The organism is Massilia suwonensis (assembly GCF_042655665.1).
GTDB classification, from domain to species: domain Bacteria; phylum Pseudomonadota; class Gammaproteobacteria; order Burkholderiales; family Burkholderiaceae_D; genus Telluria; species Telluria suwonensis.
Genome location: NZ_JBHSMR010000010.1, coordinates 36,215 through 57,775 on the forward strand (window position 1 = coordinate 36,215; position 21,561 = coordinate 57,775).

17 protein-coding genes are annotated in these 21,561 nt (G+C 67.1%); all 17 read left to right on the forward strand.

Annotated elements, in window-relative coordinates:
- Nucleotides 1-159 precede the first annotated feature (159 nt).
- Nucleotides 160-1,434: a cytochrome P450 gene (locus ACFPQ5_RS06360; protein ID WP_379752468.1), complete on the forward strand. Its 1,275-nt coding sequence runs from the start codon at nt 160-162 to the stop codon at nt 1,432-1,434.
- Between the two features lie 3 nt (nt 1,435-1,437).
- Nucleotides 1,438-2,490: a hypothetical protein gene (locus ACFPQ5_RS06365; protein WP_379752470.1), complete on the forward strand. Its 1,053-nt coding sequence runs from the start codon at nt 1,438-1,440 to the stop codon at nt 2,488-2,490.
- The gene (locus ACFPQ5_RS06370; protein ID WP_379752472.1) at nt 2,487-2,843 is read left to right on the forward strand and encodes a nuclear transport factor 2 family protein; all 357 of its coding nucleotides are present in this window, start codon (nt 2,487-2,489) and stop codon (nt 2,841-2,843) included. The genes ACFPQ5_RS06365 and ACFPQ5_RS06370 overlap by 4 nt, the downstream gene beginning before the upstream one ends.
- A 162-nt stretch (nt 2,844-3,005) precedes the next feature.
- A complete protein-coding gene (locus ACFPQ5_RS06375; RefSeq protein ID WP_379752474.1) occupies nt 3,006-3,521 on the forward strand; it encodes a carboxymuconolactone decarboxylase family protein in 516 nt (171 codons plus the stop codon).
- Nucleotides 3,521-5,755: a CoA transferase gene (locus ACFPQ5_RS06380; RefSeq protein ID WP_379752476.1), complete on the forward strand. Its 2,235-nt coding sequence runs from the start codon at nt 3,521-3,523 to the stop codon at nt 5,753-5,755. The genes ACFPQ5_RS06375 and ACFPQ5_RS06380 overlap by 1 nt, the downstream gene beginning before the upstream one ends.
- 19 nt (nt 5,756-5,774) lie before the next feature.
- Complete coding sequence (locus ACFPQ5_RS06385) at nt 5,775-6,512, forward strand: SDR family NAD(P)-dependent oxidoreductase (protein ID WP_379752478.1); 738 nt, start codon at nt 5,775-5,777, stop codon at nt 6,510-6,512.
- Between the two features lie 21 nt (nt 6,513-6,533).
- Nucleotides 6,534-7,808 (forward strand): acyl-CoA dehydrogenase family protein, encoded by a 1,275-nt coding sequence (locus ACFPQ5_RS06390; RefSeq protein ID WP_379752480.1) that lies wholly within the window; start codon nt 6,534-6,536, stop codon nt 7,806-7,808.
- On the forward strand, nt 7,805-8,866 hold the full coding sequence (locus tag ACFPQ5_RS06395; RefSeq protein ID WP_379752482.1) for a phosphotransferase family protein: 1,062 nt from the start codon (nt 7,805-7,807) through the stop codon (nt 8,864-8,866). The genes ACFPQ5_RS06390 and ACFPQ5_RS06395 overlap by 4 nt, the downstream gene beginning before the upstream one ends.
- A complete protein-coding gene (locus ACFPQ5_RS06400; RefSeq protein WP_379752484.1) occupies nt 8,859-10,037 on the forward strand; it encodes an MFS transporter in 1,179 nt (392 codons plus the stop codon). The genes ACFPQ5_RS06395 and ACFPQ5_RS06400 overlap by 8 nt, the downstream gene beginning before the upstream one ends.
- Nucleotides 10,038-10,068: 31 nt before the next feature.
- Complete coding sequence (locus ACFPQ5_RS06405; RefSeq protein WP_379752485.1) at nt 10,069-10,839, forward strand: SDR family NAD(P)-dependent oxidoreductase; 771 nt, start codon at nt 10,069-10,071, stop codon at nt 10,837-10,839.
- 115 nt (nt 10,840-10,954) lie between these two features.
- Entirely contained in the window at nt 10,955-12,229 is a 1,275-nt protein-coding gene (locus ACFPQ5_RS06410; RefSeq protein WP_379752487.1) for a cytochrome P450, read from the forward strand.
- Between the two features lie 122 nt (nt 12,230-12,351).
- Nucleotides 12,352-13,659: an amidohydrolase family protein gene (locus tag ACFPQ5_RS06415; protein WP_379752489.1), complete on the forward strand. Its 1,308-nt coding sequence runs from the start codon at nt 12,352-12,354 to the stop codon at nt 13,657-13,659.
- An 85-nt stretch (nt 13,660-13,744) separates the two neighbouring features.
- Nucleotides 13,745-14,890, forward strand: coding sequence for an acyl-CoA dehydrogenase family protein (locus tag ACFPQ5_RS06420; RefSeq protein WP_379752491.1), 1,146 nt, complete (start codon nt 13,745-13,747; stop codon nt 14,888-14,890).
- An 11-nt stretch (nt 14,891-14,901) separates the two neighbouring features.
- Nucleotides 14,902-15,948, forward strand: coding sequence for an acyl-CoA dehydrogenase family protein (locus ACFPQ5_RS06425; protein ID WP_379752493.1), 1,047 nt, complete (start codon nt 14,902-14,904; stop codon nt 15,946-15,948).
- A complete protein-coding gene (locus ACFPQ5_RS06430) occupies nt 15,945-16,745 on the forward strand; it encodes a crotonase/enoyl-CoA hydratase family protein (protein ID WP_379752495.1) in 801 nt (266 codons plus the stop codon). The genes ACFPQ5_RS06425 and ACFPQ5_RS06430 overlap by 4 nt, the downstream gene beginning before the upstream one ends.
- Nucleotides 16,746-16,773: 28 nt before the next feature.
- Nucleotides 16,774-17,898 carry an acyl-CoA dehydrogenase family protein gene (locus ACFPQ5_RS06435; protein WP_379752497.1) on the forward strand — a complete coding sequence of 375 codons (1,125 nt, stop codon included), beginning with the start codon at nt 16,774-16,776 and terminating at the stop codon, nt 17,896-17,898.
- A 105-nt stretch (nt 17,899-18,003) separates the two neighbouring features.
- Nucleotides 18,004-21,555, forward strand: a complete 3,552-nt coding sequence (locus ACFPQ5_RS06440; RefSeq protein ID WP_379752499.1) for an indolepyruvate ferredoxin oxidoreductase family protein — start codon at nt 18,004-18,006, stop codon at nt 21,553-21,555.
- Nucleotides 21,556-21,561: the final 6 nt, after the last annotated feature.

Here is a 21,561-nt window from a genome sequence, read left to right on the forward strand (position 1 = left end):
AGCCAACTTTACCCCGCCGCTTGACTAATGGTCAAACAAAGTTGCCACAGCCAGCCGCGCCGGTACGGCCCGCCGACGCTAATATGTGAACACTAAATAAATATATGTCCAGGTTCTCTGGCAGCCCGCCCGAGCGCCGCTGGGCTGAAGGAGGCAACCGTGAATCAAACAATCGACGATCAATCGCTGGAACGCGCCTATTCCGCGGTTTCCGACACCTACAAGGGCGCTGGCGACATTCACGCCGCCTGCCGCTTGGCGCGCTCCGAATCACCGATTTACATCGGCGATTTCGTCAAGCAGTTCGGCGTGCCCACGAATGCCGGCTTGCAACAAGGGACGCGCCCCACCTTCGCGTTGTTTCGCCACCAGGACATCATGGCCGTGCTGCGCGACGCGACCAACTACACCAGCGGCTTCATCGCCGAGGGACTGGGTGCATTTTTCGACGGCTTGATCGTGCTGGCGATGGACGGCGAGCAGCACCGAAAGGTAAGGGCACTGCTTCAGCCGGCGTTCATGCCGGAGACCGTGAATAAATGGCGCGACCCGATCGACAATGTCATCCGCAAGGACTTCCTCGAAAAGATGATTCCTTTGAAAAAGGCGGATCTGATGGAATTCGGACTGGGTGTGCCGATCCGCGTAATGTATGCCTTGCTGGGCTTCCCGACCGATAACAAGGAAAAATACCGTCAATACGCCGCCTGGGCTCTTGCGATGGTCGGCGGAAACCAGGTGGACAAGGAGCGTTTCGAGGAAGCGCGCCGCAGCGCGGGGGTCGCAGTCGCACGTTTGTACGAAGTGATCCACGAAGTGGTGGTGCAGCGGCGCGCACAGGGCAGCCAGGGCGACGATGTCATCGGCAGGCTGCTGCGCGCGGAACACGAAGGCCGCATGCTCGACGATCATGAGGTGACTACTTTCGTGCGCTCGCTGCTGCCGGCGTCCGGTGAGACGACGACGCGTACCTTCAGCTCGGTGATGACGCTGCTGCTGACGACCCCAGGCCTGATCGACCGCGTGCGCGCCGACCGTTCGCTGGTGCCTAAGCTGATCGACGAAACGGTGCGTTACGAGCCGGTTGCCACATTCAAGATACGCGAGACGGCGAAAGAGGTCGCGTTCCATGGCGTGACGATCCCCAAGGGTTCGTTCATCCAGTGCATGGTGGTGTCGGCAAACCGGGATGAGGAAGTCTTCGAGCATCCCGACGTCTTCGATATCGACCGCCGCACGAAACTGTCGTTCGGCTTCGGCTTCGGACCGCACATGTGCATCGGCCAGTTCGTCGCCAAGCTGGAACTCAACTGCGCCATCAACGCGATACTCGACTTGCTGCCGAACTTGCGGCTCGACCCGGACCACCCGGTCCCAGTCATCGAAGGCGCCCAGCTGCGTGGCGCACCGCATATCCACGTGCTCTGGGACTAAGCCATGCGGACCTTTACGACAGTTCCGCAGCGCGGCGATTTCGATTACCAATGCCTGGTCGCTCCACAGCAGGTAAGCGGTGCCGGCCTGGCCGACCTGCGCGACCACTACGGCCTGAAGCTGACCAAGCACATGCCCTTCGGCTGCGTGCGCGACGAACAGGGCGAGATCTACGCATTCGTGCGCGCCCTGAATGCACCGGACAGCAGCCCGAATCCGACCAAGTTCATCTACCAGTCGACGCTGGTCGGCGACGGGCGCCACATCCGCATCGACAAGGAAAAGAGCGGGGCGCAGGCACTGACCATGTTCCCGCAGCGCTGGCTCGACAATGACACGGCTGGCTGGTCCAGCCTGGAGGACGAGCCGGGCCGGCCGTGGCGGCTCACTGCCTCGGGCACGCAGTTCAGCTGGAAGGAGGAGGGCTTGTTCGAGCTCACCGGCAGCTTGCTCGGCAAGGGCATGCAATGGTACCTTCCGGGCCGCGACTGGGGCACCTTCTACGTCTCGCAACTGTACGACGTGGCCGGCACCTGCGAAGGCCGCGCCGTGAAAGGAATCATCACCCTCGACCAGGCCTGGATGGCGGAAGGCGGCGCCATCCACTTCCAGAAGGACCTGGTGGTCAACAACAAGATGCACGTCATCTGGTGGACTTTTGCTACCGTCTACACCGACGGCAGCTGGGACAGCGGCTCTTTCATGGTCGGACATGGCAAGCTGGGCTACGCCATCTTCCAGAACGAGAAGGGCGAGATCCGCTGCACCACCGATATCGAAGGCCAGGTCGTGCACAAGCCGGGTTCCTATTTTGTCGAGAGCGCGCACATAGTCCTCGACGGAGCCGAGCGTTGGGAATTCGTGCCGGACCCGAAAGGCGAAATGATCGACTTCGTCGGCGGCTTTCCGGTCACCGCCCAGCAGGAGGGGCGCTGGCGCCGCGTCGGTGACACGCGCGAACCGGACCGTTCGCTGGGCTGGGGCGAAACCGACCGCCGCAACGGCAGCGCGCGCGACGTGCGCGGGTCCGAAACCGATGCGGGAGGAGCCGCATGAGCATGGACGCAGACAGCATCCGCCGTTTCCTCCACGCCCAGGTGGCATGCTGGAACGCCGGCGACCAGGACGGCTTCCTCGCGGCCTACCGCGCGGCCGCTCCCGGCGGTTTGACCATCGAATACGTGGGGCGGCCGGCCTCGGATGGCTGGCCGGTGCTTGCGGCGATGTGGGAGCGGCAGAATGCCGCCATCGCGGTCGAGGAGGTCGCGGCCGTCATCAGCGGCAACGAAGCCGCTTGCCACAACCGGAACAGGGTCAAGGGAACGGAACGGGTGATCGAGACCATCGAGCTGTACCGCTTCGACGAGGACGGCGGGCTGCTGGTGCGCTACTTCGTCGGGCCCGCTTGAGGAAATAGCGGAGACGGTCGACATTTTTCCAAAACATGTATATATTGAACACAAATCGCATTTATGTTCACTAAAACCATGGCCGCGCCAGATCGTTCGAAGCGACAGCGGCGCAGGAGACATGATGACCGGACCCCAGGCGTGCCGTAGCGGGAGGCTGGCGTGACGCGGCTACCGCTGGTTCCATTAGCCGAGTTCCCGCCGAAGCTCGCCGCTGCGCTCGAGCGCGGACGGGCCAGCCGGATGCTCAGTTCGCCGGTACCGGTCCAGGTCTGGGCGCACCGCCCGGACCTGGCCGAAGCATGGCTCGGCGCGCTCGAAGCGATCCACCTGCGCGGCGTGCTGCCGGGGCGGCTCAGGGAACTGGTGCGCTTGAAGATCGCCTCCATCACCAATTGCCAGGCGTGCCAGCTCGCCCGCAAGGACGACTCGGTCAGCGAGGACGACATCGCCTGCCTGGCGCACGACGATCCCCGTTTCAGCCCGGCGGAGCAGGCGGCGCTCCAATACGCCACCCTGTTCGCCGCCGACTACATGGCGATCGGCGACGATTTGTTCGATACGCTCAAGCTTCATTTCAGCACAGCCGAGATCGTCGAGCTCAACATGTTCTGCGCCCTGATGCTGGCCGGCGGGCGCATGACCTATGTGCAGCAGGCCTACGCAGGGGATCGCTGATGGACACGCCTATCCTCGGGAACATCCGCGTCATCGAGTTTGCCAGTGGGATCGCCGGGCCGTCGGCGGGGCTGCAGCTCTCCGAGGCCGGGGCCGAAGTCATCCGCATAGAGACGCCGGACATGGCCGACGATGCCGGGTCGGTGCTGTTCTCGGTGCTCAACCGCGGCAAGCGGCGGGTGGCGCTCGATCCTAACGCGCCGGAGGGCCGGGCGGCGCTGGCCGGGCTGCTCGCGGGCGCCGACGTGCTGCTGCACGACCTGACGCCGGCGCGTGCCTCTCACCTCGGCCTCGACGATGGGCGCCTCGCGGCGGCATATCCCGGCCTGGTCGTGTCGGCGATCGGCGGCTGGCCGCGCAGGCATCGTCTCGCCGAGGCGCCGGCACGCGAGACCCTGGTGCTGGCGCGGCTCGGCCTGCTCGACGAGCAGCCCGGCCACCGTCCCGGCCCCGTGTTCGTGCGCATGCCCTTTGCCGCCTGGCTGGCCGCATGGTTCTGCGCGATCGGCGTGATGGCGCGCCTGATTGCGCGCCGCCGGGACGGGCGCGGCGGCATCGCGCACACGAGTCTCGCGCAGGCTGCACTCGCACCGATGAGCATGCACTGGTCGCGGGCGCAAACGCCAACGCCGGTGTTCGCGAAGGGGCTGTCCAAGAGCACGCCGATCCCGCTGCACCGCTGCGCCGACGGCGAATGGGTGCACGTCCACTATTCACCGGGCAAGGCGCCCTGGATGGCGCAGGCGCTGGCCGCGCTGGGGCCGGAGGCGGTTGCCGTCGAAAATGCGAAATATCCGCCCAGCCACGTTGCCCCGAACTTCGGCGCCAACAAGGCCATCATGGCGACCCGTCAGGCACGCGACTGGGTCGGGCACTTCTGGCAGCATGACGTCGCGGCCCAGGTGGCGGCGCCCTTCGGCGCCATCTACGCCAGCGAGCAGGCGCGCGCGAACGGCTATGTGGTCGAAGTCGACGACAGGGCGCGGGGCAGGGTGCTTCAGCCCGGCCCGGCCTACCTGACCGAACCACCGCCGGTTGTGCGCGGCGCGCTGGCCGACCCGGAGCACGGGCCCTTGCATGTTCCCCCGCGGCCCGCGGCGGCGCCGGTGGCCCCTCCCGCACCGGTCGCGCCGCTGGTCGGCATGAAGGTGCTCGATCTCGGCGCCTACCTGGCGGGTCCCTTCGCCACGATGCTGCTCGCCGACCTGGGGGCCGAGGTGATCAAGGTCGAGCCGCCGGCGGGCGACGCCATGCGCAGGCTGGAACGGATCTTCGCCGGCACCCAGCGCGGCAAGCTGGGCGTCGCGCTCAAGCTGGGCGAGGCCGGCGCGGGAGATGCCCTCGACGCGCTGGTGCGCTGGGCCGACGTGGTCCACCACAATATACGGCTGCCCGCCGCGCGCAAGCTCGGGATCGATTACGCGACTCTGAAGGCGCAAAACCCGGCGCTGGTCTACTGCCACATCAGTTCCTATGGCCCGAAGGGCGAGCAGAAGGACTGGCCGGGCTTCGACCAGCTGATGCAGGCGGCCTGCGGCTGGGAAGCCGAATGCGGCGGGCAGGGCAATCCGCCGATGTGGCTGCGCTTCGGCGTGGGCGACTACCTGGCCGCCCTGTCCTCGGTCTTCGCCGTGCTGCTCGCCCACTACCGCCGGCAGGAGAGCGGGGGAGGGCAGGCCGTCTGCGCCTCGCTGCTCGGCGCCACCTTGCTGACCGTGGCGGAAAGCGTGATGCTGCCCGACGGCTCCACCACGCCAGTCGCGCAGCTCGACCAGGCCCAGACCGGGCTCTCGCCCGCCCATCGGATCTATCGCTGCCTCGACGCCTGGCTCGCCGTCGCCGCCGCGGGAGCACGCGAGGAGGCCGCTTTCGCCGGCCTCGCGGGAGACACGCGGCAACAGTGCGAAGCCTGGTTCGCCGGACAGCCGCGTGCATCCGCGCTGGCTGCCCTGCGCGGCGCCGGCGTGCCGGCCGAACCGGTGCTGGAAGCGCAGGGCGAGGCCTTCCACGACGATCCGGACCACGCCGCGGCCGGGCTGCATGCTCGCTACCGCCATGCCGTGTATGGAGAACTCGAACAGGTCGGCGCCTACTGGGAGTTCGGCGACCTGCCCTTGCGCCTGGACCGTCCGCCGCCGGCGCTGGGTGAACACAGCCGCGAAGTCTGGGAGCGGCTCGGGCTCGGCCCCGAGCGGATCGCCGCTCTGGAAAAGCAGGGACTGACCATTTTATGAACGCATCCGGGGCTAGCGTATGAACGAACTCGATTTTTCAGGCAAGACGGTACTTGTCGTCGGCGGTTCCAGCGGCATCGGCAACGGCATCGCCCAGGCCTTTCGCCGGCGCGGCGCGCAGGTGCACGTATGGGGCACGCGGGCCCGGGCAGCCGATTACGCCGATTCCCCGGACTCGGATCTCGAGGGCCTGCATTACGCCAGGCTCGATGTCGGCGACGCAGCGGCGGTGGCCGTGGTGGAGGTGCCCTTCGAACGGCTCGACGTGCTGGTCTGCGCCCAGGGCATCGTGCGCTACCGGAGAGAAGAATTCAAGGTGCCGGCCTTTCGCGAGGTCGTCAACGTCAACCTGGTCAGCCTGATGGCCTGCGGCGACCGCTTTCACGACCTGCTGGCGCAAGCCAGGGGATCGATGATCATCGTCAGTTCCGCGGCGGCCTTTCATTCGACGGTCGGCACGCCGGCCTACAACGCCTCCAAGACCGGCGCCTACGGCCTGACCCGCACGCTCGGCGAAGCCTGGGCCGGCGACGGCATCCGGGTCAACGGCATCGCGCCCGGCCTGGTTGCCACCAAGCTGACCCGGGTCACCACCGACCACCCCGAGCGGCTGGCCGCCTCGCTGAGAAAAATACCGCTCGGCCGGCTCGGCACGCCGGACGACATGGCGGGCGCCGCACTGTTCCTCGCTTCTCCGCTCGCCGCCTACGTACTCGGCCAGACGCTGCTCGTCGACGGCGGCCTGCTGCTCGCATGAACCTGTAACCCGGAGACTGACATGGCATGGGATTTTGAAACCGAACCCGCATTCCAGGCGGAGCTCGACTGGATGACAGCATTCGTGCGCGAGGAAGTCGAACCGCTCGAGCACGTGCTGGGCAGTCCGTGGAATATCCACGATCCGCGCTTCGCGGCGCAAGTGCGTCCACTGCAGCGGCAAGTCAGGGAGCGCAGGCTGTGGGCCTGCCACCTGGGTCCGGAACTCGGCGGCGCCGGCTACGGGCAGGTCAAGCTCGGGCTGATGAACGAGATCCTGGGCCGCGCGCTGTTCGCGCCCATCGTCTTCGGCGCCCACGCGCCCGATTCGGGCAACTGCGAGATCCTCGCGGCCTACGGCACGCCCTTCCAGAAGGAGCGCTTTCTCGCGCCGCTGCTGGCGAACGAGGTCGTCTCCTGCTTTGCGATGACCGAGCCGCAGGGCGGCGCCGACCCGAAAGTATTTACCACGCAGGCAGTACGCGACGGCGACGGCTGGGTGATCAGCGGCCAGAAATGGTTCGCCTCGAACGCGCGCTATGCCGATTTCTTCATCGTGATGGCAATCACCGATCCCGAAGCCTCGACCTACCGCGGCATGAGCATGTTCGTCGTTCCCGCCGATACACCCGGCATCCGCATCATCCGTAATGTCGGCGTGGCGGACGATCCGGAAGCCACCCACGCCTACCTCGAGTTCGATGGCGTGCGCGTCGGCGCCCAGTACATGCTCGGTGCGCCCGGCGAAGCCTTCGCCATCGCCCAGGTCCGCCTCGGGGGCGGGCGCGTGCATCATGCGATGCGCGTGATCGGACAGGCGCAGAAGGCGCTCGACGCCCTGTGCGAGCGCGCGCTCTCGCGCAGCACCCAGGGTTCGCTGCTGTCCGACAAGCAGATGGTGCAGGAGAAGATTGCGGATGCCTGGATCCAGCTCGAACAGTTCCGGCTGCTGGTGATGCGTACCGCCTGGCGCATCGACAAGTACCACGATTACCAGAAAGTGCGCAAGGACATCGCCGCGGTGAAGGCGACGATGCCGAAGGTGCTGCACGATATCGCATCGAGCGCGCTGCAGGTGCATGGCTCGATCGGTGTTTCGACCGAGATGCCTTTCGTCGGGCTGATCGTGCGTGCCTATCAGATGGGCCTGGCGGACGGGCCGACCGAAGTCCACAAGGTGACCGTGGCGCGCCAGCTGCTGCGCGAGTACGAAGCCTGCGCGGACCTGTTCCCGGCCTACCACCGTCCGACCGCCGCCGCGGCGGCAGCGGAAAAATTCCGCGCGGCGCTCGTATGAGCGGGGCGGGCGCCGATACCGTCCTCGACCTCGAGGCGCTGAGGACATGGATGGATGCGCAGGGAATCGGCGAGGGAGCGCTGCGCGCCGCCACGCCGCTCACCGGCGGCACGCAGAACGTGCTGCTGCGCTTCGAACGCGACGGCGGCGAGGCCTGGGTGCTGCGCTGTCCGCGCCCCGGCGCGCTGGCCGATGGCGGCAAGGCTTTCCTGCGCGAGGCGCGCCTGCTGCGGGCGCTGGCCGGCAGCACCGTGCCGCATGCGGCGCTGGCCGCTTCCTGCGACGACGCCGGCGTGCTGGGCGTGCCGTTCTACCTGATGGCGCCGGTGGACGGCTTTACGGCGACTCCGGAACGGCTGCCCGCACCCTATGCGACCGATGCCGCCTGGCGCCGCGAGATGGGATATGCGATGGTCGATGGCCTGCTGCGGCTCGGCGAGATCGACCCGTGCCAGGCCGGACTGGCCGACTTCGGCAAGCCCGAGGGCTTTCTTGCGCGCCAGGTGCCGCGCTGGCTGCGCCACCTCGAAGACTGCGGCCGCCACCCTGGCTGGCCGGGGCCGCAGTCACTGCCGGGCGTTGGACGCGTCGCCGATTGGCTCGGCATGCACATGCCGGCCGACTTCACGCCCGGGATCCTGCATGGCGACTACCATTTCGGCAACGTGATGTTCCGCCGCGATCATCCCGAACTCGCTGCGATCATCGACTGGGAGCTGGCGACGATCGGCGACCCGGTGCTCGATCTGGGCTGGCTGGTGGCCACCTGGCCCGATGCCGGCGGGCGCGGCGCCGGGACGATCCGCATCGAGCCGGCGCAGGGCCTGGCCTCCACCGGCGAACTGGTCGAGCGCTACCGCGCGGGCAGCCGGCGCGACCTCGCCGCGATCGGCTGGTATGTGGCGCTGGCACGCTTCAAGCTCGGCATCATGCTCGAGGCAAGCTATGCGCGCTCCTGCGCCGGCCAGGGCGACCCGGACACCGGCGCGGTACACCATGCGTCGGCCGTGCGCCTGTTCGAACAGGCGCTGGCCGCCATCGAAAGCGCGCATGCCTAGCGCGGCAGCGCTCCTGCGCAAGCCGCACGCGGCGCTGGCCGCCATGCTGGCCTGCCAGGTCGGCCTGCACGCCTGCGCCCAGGGCGTGCGGCTGGCGGCGCCCCTGAACGTGTTGGCCCTGGGCCGCTCGGCCTGGTCGGTGGGCCTGGTCATGACGATGTTCGCCGTGTTTCCCGCGCTGCTGGCGCTGCCGGCGGGGCGCCTGGCAGACCGGCGCGGCTACCACCTGCCGGTGCGCATAGCCGCCGGCTGCGCGCTGGCCGGCACGCTGCTGGCTGCGGCAAGCCAGAACCTGTTCACGCTGTGCGCGACCGCTGCGCTCAGCGGTGCCGGCTCGGGCTTCGGGATGATCGCGATCCAGCGCAGCGCCAGCCGCCTGGCCACGGGCGACACCGAGCGCCTGCGCGTCTTCAGCTGGATCGCGCTGGCGCCCGCCATTGCCGGCCTATTCGGCCCGATGCTGGCCGGGCTGCTGATCGACCATGCCGGCTTTTCGTCCGCCTTCCTCGTTCTGGCACTGCTGCCGGCGGCCACCTTGCTGGCGGCCCAGGCGGTGCCGGTCGAGCCGCCGCGTGCGGCCGCGGCGCAGGCGGCGCGGAAAGCCTCCGCATTCGACCTGTTGCGGCTGGCGCCCTTGCGCCGTCTGTTGTTCGTCAGCTGGCTGGTGTCGCTCAGCTGGGACGTCCATGGCTTCGCGCTGCCGCTGCTGGGCGTCGAGCGCGGCCTGAGCGCCTCGGCGCTGGGCATCGTCCTGGCCGCGTATGCGGTCGCGTCGATGTCGGTGCGCCTGCTGATGCCGCTGCTGGCAGGGCGTCTCTCCCGGGGCACGCTGCTGGCGGCCGCGCTGCTGCTGACTTGCGCGGTATTCGCCACCTATCCGCTGCTGCGCAGCGCGTGGGCGATGGCGGCCTGCGCCGCCGTCCTCGGGGTCGCCCTGGGCATGGTGCAGCCGGCGATCATGACCACGCTGCACGAGCTCACGCCGCCGGAGCGGCACGGCGAAGCGCTGGCGCTGCGTTCGATGGCAATCCACGTCTCCATGGCCGCCATGCCCTTGCTGTTCGGCGTGCTCGGGACCGCGGTGGGGGCGCCGGTCCTGTTCTGGCTGATGTCCGCGGCGCTGGGCGCAGGCAGCGTGCAGGCACTCAGGATCGGCCCGCATCGCACGTGATCAGGGCATTCGACCAACTGAAGGAGGGGATATGGAACTGAACGGCAAACGGCTGATCGTTACCGGCACGGCCGGCGGCATCGGCGCGAGCGTCTTGCGCGGCCTGGTGGCGGCCGGTGCGCAGGTGGCTGCGATGGACGTCAACGACGCGGCGGGCAGGGAAGAGGCGGGCCGTGCGGACGCAGCCGGCCCGGGCGCCGCCAGCTATTTTCACTGCGACGTGGGCCTGCGCGGCGAGGTCGATGCCGCGTTCGGCGCGGCCACGGCCTGGCTGGGCGGCCTTGACGGCCTGGTGAACATCGCCGGCATCGAACGGGCGGCTCCGGCAGAGTCCATCCTCGACGCCGACTGGGACCTGATGTTCGACGTTAATGCGCGCGGCACCATGAATACCAATCAGGCGGCGTTCCCGCACCTGCGCGAGCACGGTGGCCGTATCCTGAACTTCGGCTCGGCCGCAGGGGTCATGGGACTGCCCGGCTGCGCCCATTATTCCGCCGCCAAGGCGGCGGTGCTGGGCTGGACCCGGACCGTGGCCAAGGAGTGGGGCCGCCACGGCATCAGCGTGAATGCCGCTGCGCCAGGGATGTGGACGCCGATGTACGAAGCGCACCGCGCACGCATGGATGCGCAGGCGCTGGCCGCGCACGACGCGATGATGGCCGGCCTGATCCCGCTCGGCGGCAGGCTGGGCGATCCGGACCGCGACATGACGCCGTTTGTCGTCTTCATGATGAGCGACGGCGCCCGCTTCATCACCGGCCAGACCCTCGCCGTGGACGGCGGCCTGATGATCCCGTAGCGCAGCCAGCCCAACGCGAATTGCTTGGCAATCCTCCAGAAATAGAGCACTATCTGCAAAAGTGTTCAACTAAAGGTCCGCGCACCACCAGGACCAACAACCGGAGGATGACAGCATGAGCAGTGTGAAAGAAGTGAGTCTCGAGAGCGCCTATTCGGGCGTGGCCGACAACTACCGCGGTGGGGATGTCGACCTGCACGCGATCTATCGCGACATGCGCAGGAATTCGCCCATCATCGCCGAGAACTTCATGGGCAAGCTCGGCGTGCCGAATATTGCCGGTCTCGACGCGAACCGGCCGACCTTTACCGTGTTCAAGTACAAGGAAACCATGGCGGTGCTGCGCGACGCCGCCAACTACACCAGCGGCTTCATCGCCGAAGGCCTGGGTTCCTTCTTCGACGGCCTGATCCTGACGGGCATGGATGGCGAAGCCCACAAGAAAGCGCGGGCGCTGCTGCAGCCGATCTTCATGCCGGAGGTCGTCAACCGCTGGCGCGATTCGAAAATGGATCCGATCCTGCGCAAGGAATTCCTGGCCGAGCTGGTGCCGAAGAAGAAGGCGGACCTGATGGAATTCGGCCTGTACTTCCCGATCCGCCTGATTTACGCGCTGATCGGCTTCCCCGGCAGCGAACCGGAAAAGATCAAGCAGTACGCCGCCTGGGCGCTGGCGATCCTGGCCGGTCCCCAGGTGGACGCGGAAAAGGCGGCGCTGGCCCGCAAGGCGGCCATGGAGGCGGCCAAGTCGCTGTATGACGCGACCCACGAGGCGGTGGTCGAGGTGCGCCGCAACGGCGCCAACAGCGATGACCTGATCAGCCGCCTGATCCGCGCCGAGAGCGATGGCCGCAGCTTCGACGACCACGAAGTGACCACCTTCGTGCGCTCACTGCTGCCGGCGGCGGCCGAAACCACCACGCGTACCTTCGGCACCCTGATGACGCTGCTCCTCGAGCGCCCGGCGCTGCTCGAGCGCGTGCGCCAGGACCGCAGCCTGATCCCGAAGGCGATCGACGAGGCCATCCGCTTCGAACCGGTCGCCACCTTCAAGGTGCGCCAGGCCGCGCAGGACCTGGAACTGGCCGGCATGGCCATTCCAAAAGGGGCGATGGTCCAGTGTATCGTCAGTTCGGCCAACCGCGACGAGGAAGCATTCGAGAACAGCGAGGAGTTCGACATCGACCGCAAGCCGAAGCCTTCGTTCGGCTTCGGTTTCGGCCCGCACATGTGCATCGGCCAGTTCATCGCCAAGACCGAACTGCAGGTGGCGGTCAACGCCATCCTCGACCTGATGCCGAACCTGCGTCTCGATCCGGACATGCCCGCGCCGATCATCACGGGCGCCCAGTTGCGCGGGCCGAAGCACGTACACGTGCTCTGGGGTTGAATCTTCGGTATTTTTATGAACAGAAAACGAAAAAGTGTTTAATAAATCCGTTTTCTGTTCTAGAATTGAAGCCAGAACAAAACCATTCGCTGCTTGTACGAATCACATTCTCGGAGACAACGATGAAATATGAAGACCTGATCCTGGTCAGCGTGGACGACCACGTGATCGAGCCACGCGGCGCATTCGACCGCCACATGCCCGCCAAATTCAAGGGCCGCCAGCCGAAGGTCGAGTCCATCAAGGGACGCGACGTCTGGGTCTTCGAAGACCGCGCGACCGGCTACATGGGCCTCAATTCGGTGGTCGGCCGTCCCAAGGACGAATACGGCATGGAGCCGCTCTCCTACGAGCAGATGCGCCGCGGCACCTGGGAGGTCAAGGCACGCGTCGACGACATGAACGCCAACGGCGTCCTCGGCTCGCTGTGCTTCCCGACTTTCCCGGGCTTCGCCGGTCAGCGCTTCCAGGTAATGAACGACCGCGAGGTCAGCCTCGCCGCGATCCAGGCCTACAACGACTGGCACCTGCACGACTGGTGCAACGCGGCACCGGGCCGCTTCATCCCGCTCATGATGGTTCCCTGGTGGGACATGCAGGCCGCCGCCGCCGAAGTCAAGCGCCTGGCCGACCAGGGCGTGCATGCGCTGACCCTGTCCGACAATCCGACCGTGCACGGCTACCCGTCGATCCATAATGCCCACTGGGACCCGCTGTGGAAGGCCTGCGCCGATAACGACGTCGTGATCTGCTGCCACATCGGCACCGGCGTCAAGGCGGCCCACGCGTCCGACGAGTCGCCGATCGACGCCTGGATCACCTCGATGCCGATTTCGATCTCCAACTCGGCGGCGGACTGGATCTGGGCGCCGATGTGGAAGAAGTTCCCGAAACTGCGCATGGCCTTGTCCGAAGGCGGCATCGGCTGGATTCCCTATCTGCTCGAGCGGGCCGACTTCACGCACAGCCACCACCACGAGTGGACCAATTCCAACTTCGGCGACAAGAAGCCGAGCGATATCTTCAACGAACACATCATCACCTGCTTCATTGAAGACGCGTTCGGCCTGAAGAACCTCGACTCGATCAATGTCGACAAGGTCACCTGGGAATGCGACTATCCGCACTCCGACTGCACCTGGCCGAATTCGGCAAACGTGTTCTGGAGCCAGGCCCAGCACCTCTCGGACGAGGTCATCAACAAGATCACGCACCTGAATGCGATGCGCGAGTTCTCCTACGATCCGTTCTCGGTCCTGGGACGCGAGAACTGCACCGTCGGCGCGCTCAAGGCGCAGGCCACGCACGTGAGCATCGAGCCGGCGCTGGGCCTGGGCGGCGCGGCACCGGAGCGCGACCCGAGCCGCCCGGTCACCTCCGGCGACATCAACAAGATGTTTGCCGCCGCCGACGCCCAGACCGCGCTCTGAGCATCCGCTGACGGGAAGGGCGACCTTCCCGGGACCTGGCCGCATCGACAGCGGCCAGGAGTCCGACTCCAACGCATGACCGCACATGTCCATCGATCAGTTCACATTCAGTCCCATCCCGCCTGAGGCCGAGGCCATCCGTGCCGAAGTGCGCGTCTTCCTGGCCGAAGCGCTGGCAGATTACCCGCCAACCCGGCGTGCCGAATCCTGGATGGGATTCGATGCGCAGTTCAGCCAGCGCCTCGGCGCCCGCGGCTGGATCGGGATGGCGCTGCCGAAACGCTATGGCGGTGCCGAGGCCAGCCCGTTTGCCCGCTATGTGGTGATCGAGGAGCTGCTCGCCGCGGGGGCTCCCGTGTCGGCGCACTGGTTCGCCGATCGCCAGAGCGGCCCGCAGATCCTGCATTACGGCACCGACGCACAGAAGGCCTTCCACCTGCCCGCAATCTGCCGCGGCGAGCAATTCTTTTGCATCGGCATGAGCGAGCCCAATTCCGGCTCCGATCTCGCCTCCATCAAGACCAGTGCGCGCCGCGTCGGCGACAAATGGGTGGTCAATGGACAGAAGGTGTGGACGACGAATGCGCACCGCTCGCACTACATGATCGCGCTGGTGCGCACGGGCATCGACAGCAAGCGCAACGAAGGGCTGTCCCAATTCATCATCGACCTGTCACTGCCGGGCATTACGATCCGCCCGATCAGGGACCTGACCGGTGCGACGCATTTCAACGAAGTCTTTTTCGACAACCTGACGCTCGATGCAGACGCCCTGATCGGGCTTGAGGGGCAGGGCTGGGCCCAGGTCACGGCCGAACTGGCCTTCGAGCGCAGCGGGCCGGAGCGCTTCCTGAGCTCGATCGCCCTGATGCATACGCTGATCGAGGCGGTCGGCGCCGAGCCCGACGCCTTCCAGGCACGCGAGCTCGGACGCCTGACGGCACGCCTGGTCACGCTGCGCCAGATGTCGCTCGCCGTCACGGCCCAGTTGGCGGCGGGGCGCAACCCGGCCTGGGAGGCGTCGGTCGTCAAGGAACTGGGCACCACGTTCGAGCAGGAACTGCCGGAACTGGCGCAGATGCTGCTGGACGCATCGCCGACCACCCGCGGCGGCAGCGAGCACGCGCGGGTACTTGCCTACCTGACCCAGGAGGCTCCTTCATTTTCACTGCGCGGTGGCACGCGCGAGATACTCCGCGGGATCATCGCGCGCGGTTTGGGAATGCGTTAATCATGAGACAAATGTTCGATTCAACGGTCGAGCGCCTGTTCGCCGACCTGGCCAGCCCCGCCGCGGTGCTTGCGTGCGAGGGTGGCGCCTGGCCGCAGGCCATGTGGGACGCTGTCGAGGAGTCAGGCTTTCCGCTGGCGCTGGCGTCCGAGTCCCTGGGTGGCGCGGGTGCCTCGTGGGCGGACGTCTGCGGCGTGATCCGGCTTGTCGGCCGCTTCAACCTGCCGCTGCCGCTGCCGGAGGCGATGCTGGCCAACTGGTTGCTCGGCGTGGCCGGCCTGGCGCCGGCCGCAGGGGCGGTCAGCGTCGCGGGTTGCGGCAGCTTGCGCCTGCGTGGCGGCCTGGCCAGCGGCGAGGCGATCGATATCCCCTGGGGCGGCGCCGTGCCCTTCGTGGTCGCGGTGACTGGCGGAGCGGAACCGACGGTGGTGGTGTTGCCGACTGAAGCGGCGCGCCGCCAGGACAGCGCGAACATCGCAGCCGAGCCGCGCGCGACCTTGCTGTTCCAGGACGTGGCGCCGGTCGCGCACGCGCCGCTGCCTGCGGGCTGGCCGACCGACGTACTGCTCCTTGGCGGGGCCATGGTACGCGCCGCGCAGATCGCGGGCGCCATGGAAGCGGTGCTGGCGATGGCCACGCAGTATGCCGGCGAGCGTGTCCAGTTCGGCAAGCCGATCGGCAGCTTCCAGGCCATCCAGCACCAGGTGGCGGTCCTGGCCGAACAGACGGCCGCCGCTGTCATGGCATCCGAAGCCGCGTTCGCGGCCGCCGAGACGCGCATCGTGCGCCTGCAGGCCATCGCCGCCAAGATCTGCGCCTCAGAAGCCGCCGGCGTCGGCGCCAGCGTCGCCCACGCGGTACACGGCGCGATCGGATTCACGCACGAGCATGCGCTGCACCTGGCGACGCGCCGCCTGTGGTCCTGGCGCAGCGAGTTCGGCTCGGCCACGGCCTGGTCGCAGCGCCTCGGCCGCGCCGTGTGCGCCGCCGGCCCGCACGGCTTCTGGCCCGGCGTGACTGCCGGCCATTTCGACACTTTGCAGGAGCTTCGCGCATGAAACCGTTTCTGGCAATCGAGCGCGATGGCGCAATTCTCACCGTGCGGATGGACAGCCCGGAAACCCGCAACGCCCTGAGCCTGCCGTCGCAGATGCAGGAATTCGTCGACATGTGCGCCATGGTGCGCGCCGACCGCGGCATCAAGGTCGTGGTCCTGACCGGGAACGGGCCGGCCTTTTGCGCCGGCGGCAACGTCAAGGACATGGCCGAGCGCGGCGGGATCTTCGCCGGTTCGCCCTACGAGGTCAGCGAGAGCTACCGCAACGGCATCCAGCGCATTCCGCTTTGCCTCTACAGCCTGGAAGTGCCCGTGATCGCGGCCCTCAATGGCCCGGCCATCGGCGCCGGACTCGATCTCGCCTGCATGTGCGACGTGCGGGTGTCCGCGGACACGGCCAAATTTGCCGAGAGTTTCGTCAAGCTGGGCATCGTGCCTGGCGACGGCGGCGCCTGGCTGCTGCCGCGCATCGTCGGCATGCCGAAGGCCAGCCTGATGGCGCTGACCGGCGACACGATCGATGCGCAGGCCGCGCTGGCCTGGGGCCTGGTCACCGAGGTGGTGCCGGCGGCCGAGGTCATGGAGGCAGCGCTGGCAATCGCGCGGCGCATGGCGGCGAATCCGTCGCACGGGCTGCGCCTGACCAAGCGCCTGTTGCGCGAAGGCCAGCATATGCGGCTCGATTCGCTGCTCGAGATGTCCGCCGCCTACCAGGCGCTGGCACACCATACCGAAGACCACGCCGAGGCGGTGTCCGCCTTCCTCGGCAAGCGCGAACCGCAGTATCAGGGACGCTAGATCCCGGCAATCATCAGGAGACACAATCATGCGCAGCGTATTCCGGGACGACCATCACATGTTCCGCGAGATGGCCCGACGGTTCATCGAGAATGAAATCGTGCCGCACCTGGCCGAGTGGGAGCATGCCGGCATCGTGCCGAAGTCGGTATGGCGAAAGGCTGGCGAAGTCGGCCTGTTGTGTTCGACCGTGCCCGAGGAGTACGGCGGCGCCGGCGGCGATTTCGGCCATTCGGCGGTCATGATCGAGGAGCTGGCCCGGGTGAACGCTACCGCCATCGGCTTCACCACGCATTCGGAAATCGTCGCGCCCTATATCGTGGCCTACGGCAGCGAAGAACAGAAGCGCAAGTGGCTTCCTAAAATGGTCAGCGGCGAGATGATCGGCGTGATCGCGATGAGCGAGCCGGGCATCGGTTCGGACCTGCGCTCGATGCGCACCAGCGCCCGGCGCGAGGGCGACGACTACGTGGTCAACGGCCAGAAGACCTTCATCACCAACGGCGGCAATGCCGACCTGATGGTCACGGCGACCAAGCTCGATCCGGGCGCGAAGGAACTCACGCTGATCTGCGTCGAGGCCGAGCGGCCGGGCTTTTCGAAAGGGAAGCTGCTGGAAAAAATCGGGCTGAAGGGCCAGGATACCTCCGAGCTGTTCTTCGACGAGGTGCGGGTGCCCGTCAAAAACCGGCTCGGCGAAGAGAACAAGGGCTTTTCCTACCTGACGCACCAGCTGGCCTGGGAGCGCACCATCATCGGCCTGCGCGCCGCCGCCTGCATCGAAGCGCTGCTGGACGACACGCTGGAATACGTACGCGAGCGCAAGGTCTTCGGCAAGACCGTGTTCGATTTCCAGAACACGAAGTTCAAGCTGGCCGAGTGCAAGGCGCAGGCGACCATGCTCAGGGTCTTCGTCGATGACTGCCTGGGCAAGGCCATGCGCGGCGAGCTGTCGCCGGAAGTGGGCGCCATGTGCAAGCTGCTGGGGTCCGAAATGCAGGGCAAGGTCCTCGACGAGCTGCTTCAGCTGCACGGCGGCTATGGCTTCATGAGCGAATACAAGATCAGCCGCGCCTGGGTCGACGCCCGGGTGGCGCGCATCTATGGCGGCACCTCTGAAATTATGAAAGAGATTATCGCCCGCTCGCTGTAGCCAGTTTGGCCGCTTCCACGTTTCCAGGCCGGTCTTTCTCCACGTCCCGCAGCGGGACGGGAGACCGCTCGCCTGCACCGTTCATAAACCATCAGGGAACCCGTCATGAATTCGCCGCTCACCGCTGAAGCAGGCGCCGCCTTGCGCGCCGTCGCCCTCGACGACAAATACACCGTGGACCAGGGCCGCATTTTCCTGAGCGGGGTGCAGATGCTGGCGCGCCTGCCGATGCTGCAGAAGGCGCGCGACCGGCGCGCAGGACTGGACACGGGCGGCTATGTGTCCGGCTACCGCGGCTCACCGCTCGGCGGCCTGGACCTGGCCTTGTGGAAGGCGAAGAAGCATCTCGACAGTCACGACGTCGTGTTCCAGCCCGGCCTGAACGAAGACCTGGCGGCCACCGCCGTGTGGGGCACGCAGCAGGTGAACCTGTACGAAAGCGCGACCCGCGACGGCGTGTTCGGCATGTGGTACGGCAAAGGCCCGGGTGTCGACCGGTCGGCCGACGTCCTGAAACACGCCAATTCGGCCGGGACCTCGAAACACGGCGGGGTGCTGATGCTGGTCGGCGACGACCACGCCGCCAAGTCCTCGACCGTCGCCCACCAGTCCGAGCACCTGCTGATTGCCTGCGGCATACCGGTGTTGTACCCGTCGAGTGTGCAGGAATTCCACGACTACGGCCTGCATGGCTGGGCGATGAGCCGCCATGCAGGGCTGTGGGTGTCGATGAAATGCGTCACCGACGTGGTCGAATCGTCGGCCTCGATCGAGATCGACACGGGCGCCATGCAGATCGTCATTCCCGAGCCGCCGCCGCTCGAAGGCGGACTCGGGATTCGCTGGCCCGACGCGCCCCTGGACCAGGAAGCGCGGCTGGTCGACCACAAGTGGTATGCAGCGCTCGACTACATCCGCGCCAACAAGCTCAATAGAATCATGGTGGACGCCCCGGAAGCACGCTTCGGCATCGTGGCGGCCGGCAAGGCCTACCTCGACCTGCGCCAGGCGCTGGCCGACCTGGGTATCGACGACGAAGCCTGCCGCCGGATCGGCATCCGCATCCTGAAGGTGGGCTGCGTCTGGCCGCTGCATGCGGAGGATGTGCAGGAGTTCGCCGCCGGCCTGGACGAGATCCTGGTGGTCGAGGAAAAGCGCCAAGTTCTCGAATACGCGATCAAGGAGCAGCTCTACAATTGGCCGCACGCGCAGCGTCCTCGCGTGTATGGAAAGTTCGACGAGCGCGACGGAGCGGGCGGCGAGTGGTCGGCACCACGTGGTCAATGGCTGCTTCCGGCGCGCTACGAATTGTCGCCCGCGCTGATTGCACGCGCGCTCGCGCGCAGGCTCGGCCGGGCCGGGCTGCCGGACGACCTGTGCACGGCGATCGAGGCGCGCATCGCCGTCATCGATGCCAAGGAGCGCGAAGCGGCGCGTCCCCGGGTGACGGCCGAGCGCAAGCCCTGGTTCTGCTCGGGCTGTCCGCACAACACCTCGACCCGGGTGCCGGACGGCTCGCGCGCGCTGGCCGGCATCGGCTGCCACTATATGGCGCTGTGGATGGACCGGAACACCGAGACCGTCACCCAAATGGGCGGCGAGGGCGTCAGCTGGCTCGGTCAAATGCATTTCACGCGCGACAAGCACGTCTTCGTCAACCTCGGCGACGGCACCTATTTCCATTCGGGCCTGCTGGCCATCCGCGCTGCCATCGCGGCAAAGGCGACGGTGACCTACAAGATCCTCTACAACGATGCGGTGGCGATGACAGGCGGCCAGCCGGTGGACGGCACGCTGACGGTGCCGCAAATCGCACAGCAGGTGGTGGGCGAGGGCGCCGTGAGGGTCCTGGTCGTCAGCGACGAGCCGGAAAAATACGGAGACCGGACCGGCTTGCCGCCAAGCGTGACCGTGCATCACCGCGATCAGTTCGACGCCTTGCAGCTGGAGTTGCGCGAAGTGAAGGGCGTGTCGGTCCTTATCTACGACCAGACCTGCGCCACCGAGAAGCGCCGCCGCCGCAAGCGCGGCGACTACCCGGATCCGGCCCGGCGCGCCTTCATCAACCCGGCCGTATGCGAAGGCTGCGGCGACTGCTCGGTCAAATCGAACTGCCTGTCGGTCGAGCCGCTCGAGACGCCGCTGGGAACGAAGCGCAAGATCAACCAGAGCTCGTGCAACAAGGATTTCTCCTGCGTGAACGGTTTCTGCCCGAGCTTCGTGACCGCGGAAGGGGCGCAGCTGCGCCGGCCCAAGGCGACCGCCGTCGATGTGCCGCAGCAGCCGCTCCCCGAGCCGGTACTGCCGCCCCTCACCGGCGTGTGCGGCATCGTGGTGCCCGGTGTCGGCGGCACCGGGGTGGTGACCGTCGGCGCGCTGCTGGGCATGGCCGCGCACCTGGAGAACAAGGGCGTCAAGGTGCTCGACATCACGGGGCTGGCGCAGAAGGGCGGGGCGGTGCTCAGCCATGTCCAGATCGCGGCGCACCCGGAACAGCTGCACGCGACGCGGGTACCCATGGGGGAGGCTGCGGTGCTGATCGGCTGCGATGCAATGGTGGCGGCATCTGGCGACGCCCTGTCGCGCGTGCGCCACGGCCGCACCCGTGCCGTCGTCAACAGCGCCTCGGTGCCGGCGGCCGCCTTCCTGTCCAACCCCGACTGGACCTTCCCCGGTGCGGCCGCCGAAAGCGATGTCCGCGCCGCCATCGGCGAGGGCTGCGAATTCATCGACGCCAACGCACTTGCCCTGCGGCTGTTCGGCGACAGCATCTACGCCAACCCGCTGCTGCTGGGGTACGCGTGGCAGAAGGGCTGGATTCCGCTGGGTCGGGCAGCGCTGCTGCGCGCCATCGAATTGAATGCGGTGTCGGTCGAAAAGAACCAGGCGGCATTCGAGGCTGGCCGCCTGGCCGCGCACGATCCGGCCATGCTGGCGAAGGATGCCGCCCGGCCCGCGGGGAAAGCCGTCGTGATGGCGATGCCGGTCACGCTCGACCGGCTCGTTACGCAGCGCGTCGACTTGCTGACCGCCTACCAGAACGCCGCCTATGCGGAGCGCTACCGGCTCGCAGTGGAACGTCTTCGTGCGGTGGAAAGCAGGATCGCCGCGGGCGGCCGGCTGCTCCTCACCGAAGCGGTCGCGCGCAATCTCGCCAAGCTGATGGCCTACAAGGATGAATATGAGGTCGCCCGGCTGCATGGCGCCCCCGAGTTTCTCGAGGAACTGCGCAAGCAGTTCGAGGGCGAGCCGGGCAAGGACTACACGCTGAACTTCCACCTCGCGCCACCATTGCTGGCCCGGCGCGATGCCGGCGGCAAGCTGGTCAAACAGCGCTTCGGCCCGTGGATGATGCAGGCCTTCAGGGTGCTCGCGCGTTTCAAGGGATTGCGCGGCAGCCTGCTCGACCCCTTCGGCAAGACCGCCGAGCGGCGCCGCGAGCGCCAGTTGGTCGACGAATATTTCGCGCTCGTCGACATGTTCTGCGCAAACTTGAGCCCTGAACGCCTGGATACCGCTCTCGAGCTGGCGCGGCTGCCCGAGAAAATCCGCGGCTATGGCCATGTGAAGGAAAAAGCCATGGACGCGGCGCAGGAAAGCCGCGCGCTGCTGATGGCGCTCTACGATGCGCCTGCAACCCGATTACAGAAAGCCTGAGGAGAT

Excerpts from the sequence above, each read along its gene's own strand:
- ACFPQ5_RS06415 (WP_379752489.1), top strand. The coding sequence starts at position 12,352 with ATGAAATATGAAGACCTGATCCTGGTCAGCGTGGACGACCACGTGATC.
- ACFPQ5_RS06390 (WP_379752480.1), top strand. The coding sequence starts at position 6,534 with ATGGCATGGGATTTTGAAACCGAACCCGCATTCCAGGCGGAGCTCGAC.
- ACFPQ5_RS06435 (WP_379752497.1), top strand. The coding sequence starts at position 16,774 with ATGCGCAGCGTATTCCGGGACGACCATCACATGTTCCGCGAGATGGCC.
- ACFPQ5_RS06370 (WP_379752472.1), top strand. The coding sequence starts at position 2,487 with ATGAGCATGGACGCAGACAGCATCCGCCGTTTCCTCCACGCCCAGGTG.
- ACFPQ5_RS06400 (WP_379752484.1), top strand. The coding sequence starts at position 8,859 with ATGCCTAGCGCGGCAGCGCTCCTGCGCAAGCCGCACGCGGCGCTGGCC.
- ACFPQ5_RS06395 (WP_379752482.1), top strand. The coding sequence starts at position 7,805 with ATGAGCGGGGCGGGCGCCGATACCGTCCTCGACCTCGAGGCGCTGAGG.
- ACFPQ5_RS06365 (WP_379752470.1), top strand. The coding sequence starts at position 1,438 with ATGCGGACCTTTACGACAGTTCCGCAGCGCGGCGATTTCGATTACCAA.
- ACFPQ5_RS06380 (WP_379752476.1), top strand. The coding sequence starts at position 3,521 with ATGGACACGCCTATCCTCGGGAACATCCGCGTCATCGAGTTTGCCAGT.
- ACFPQ5_RS06430 (WP_379752495.1), top strand. The coding sequence starts at position 15,945 with ATGAAACCGTTTCTGGCAATCGAGCGCGATGGCGCAATTCTCACCGTG.
- ACFPQ5_RS06440 (WP_379752499.1), top strand. The coding sequence starts at position 18,004 with ATGAATTCGCCGCTCACCGCTGAAGCAGGCGCCGCCTTGCGCGCCGTC.
- ACFPQ5_RS06425 (WP_379752493.1), top strand. The coding sequence starts at position 14,902 with ATGTTCGATTCAACGGTCGAGCGCCTGTTCGCCGACCTGGCCAGCCCC.
- ACFPQ5_RS06410 (WP_379752487.1), top strand. The coding sequence starts at position 10,955 with ATGAGCAGTGTGAAAGAAGTGAGTCTCGAGAGCGCCTATTCGGGCGTG.
- ACFPQ5_RS06420 (WP_379752491.1), top strand. The coding sequence starts at position 13,745 with ATGTCCATCGATCAGTTCACATTCAGTCCCATCCCGCCTGAGGCCGAG.
- ACFPQ5_RS06405 (WP_379752485.1), top strand. The coding sequence starts at position 10,069 with ATGGAACTGAACGGCAAACGGCTGATCGTTACCGGCACGGCCGGCGGC.
- ACFPQ5_RS06385 (WP_379752478.1), top strand. The coding sequence starts at position 5,775 with ATGAACGAACTCGATTTTTCAGGCAAGACGGTACTTGTCGTCGGCGGT.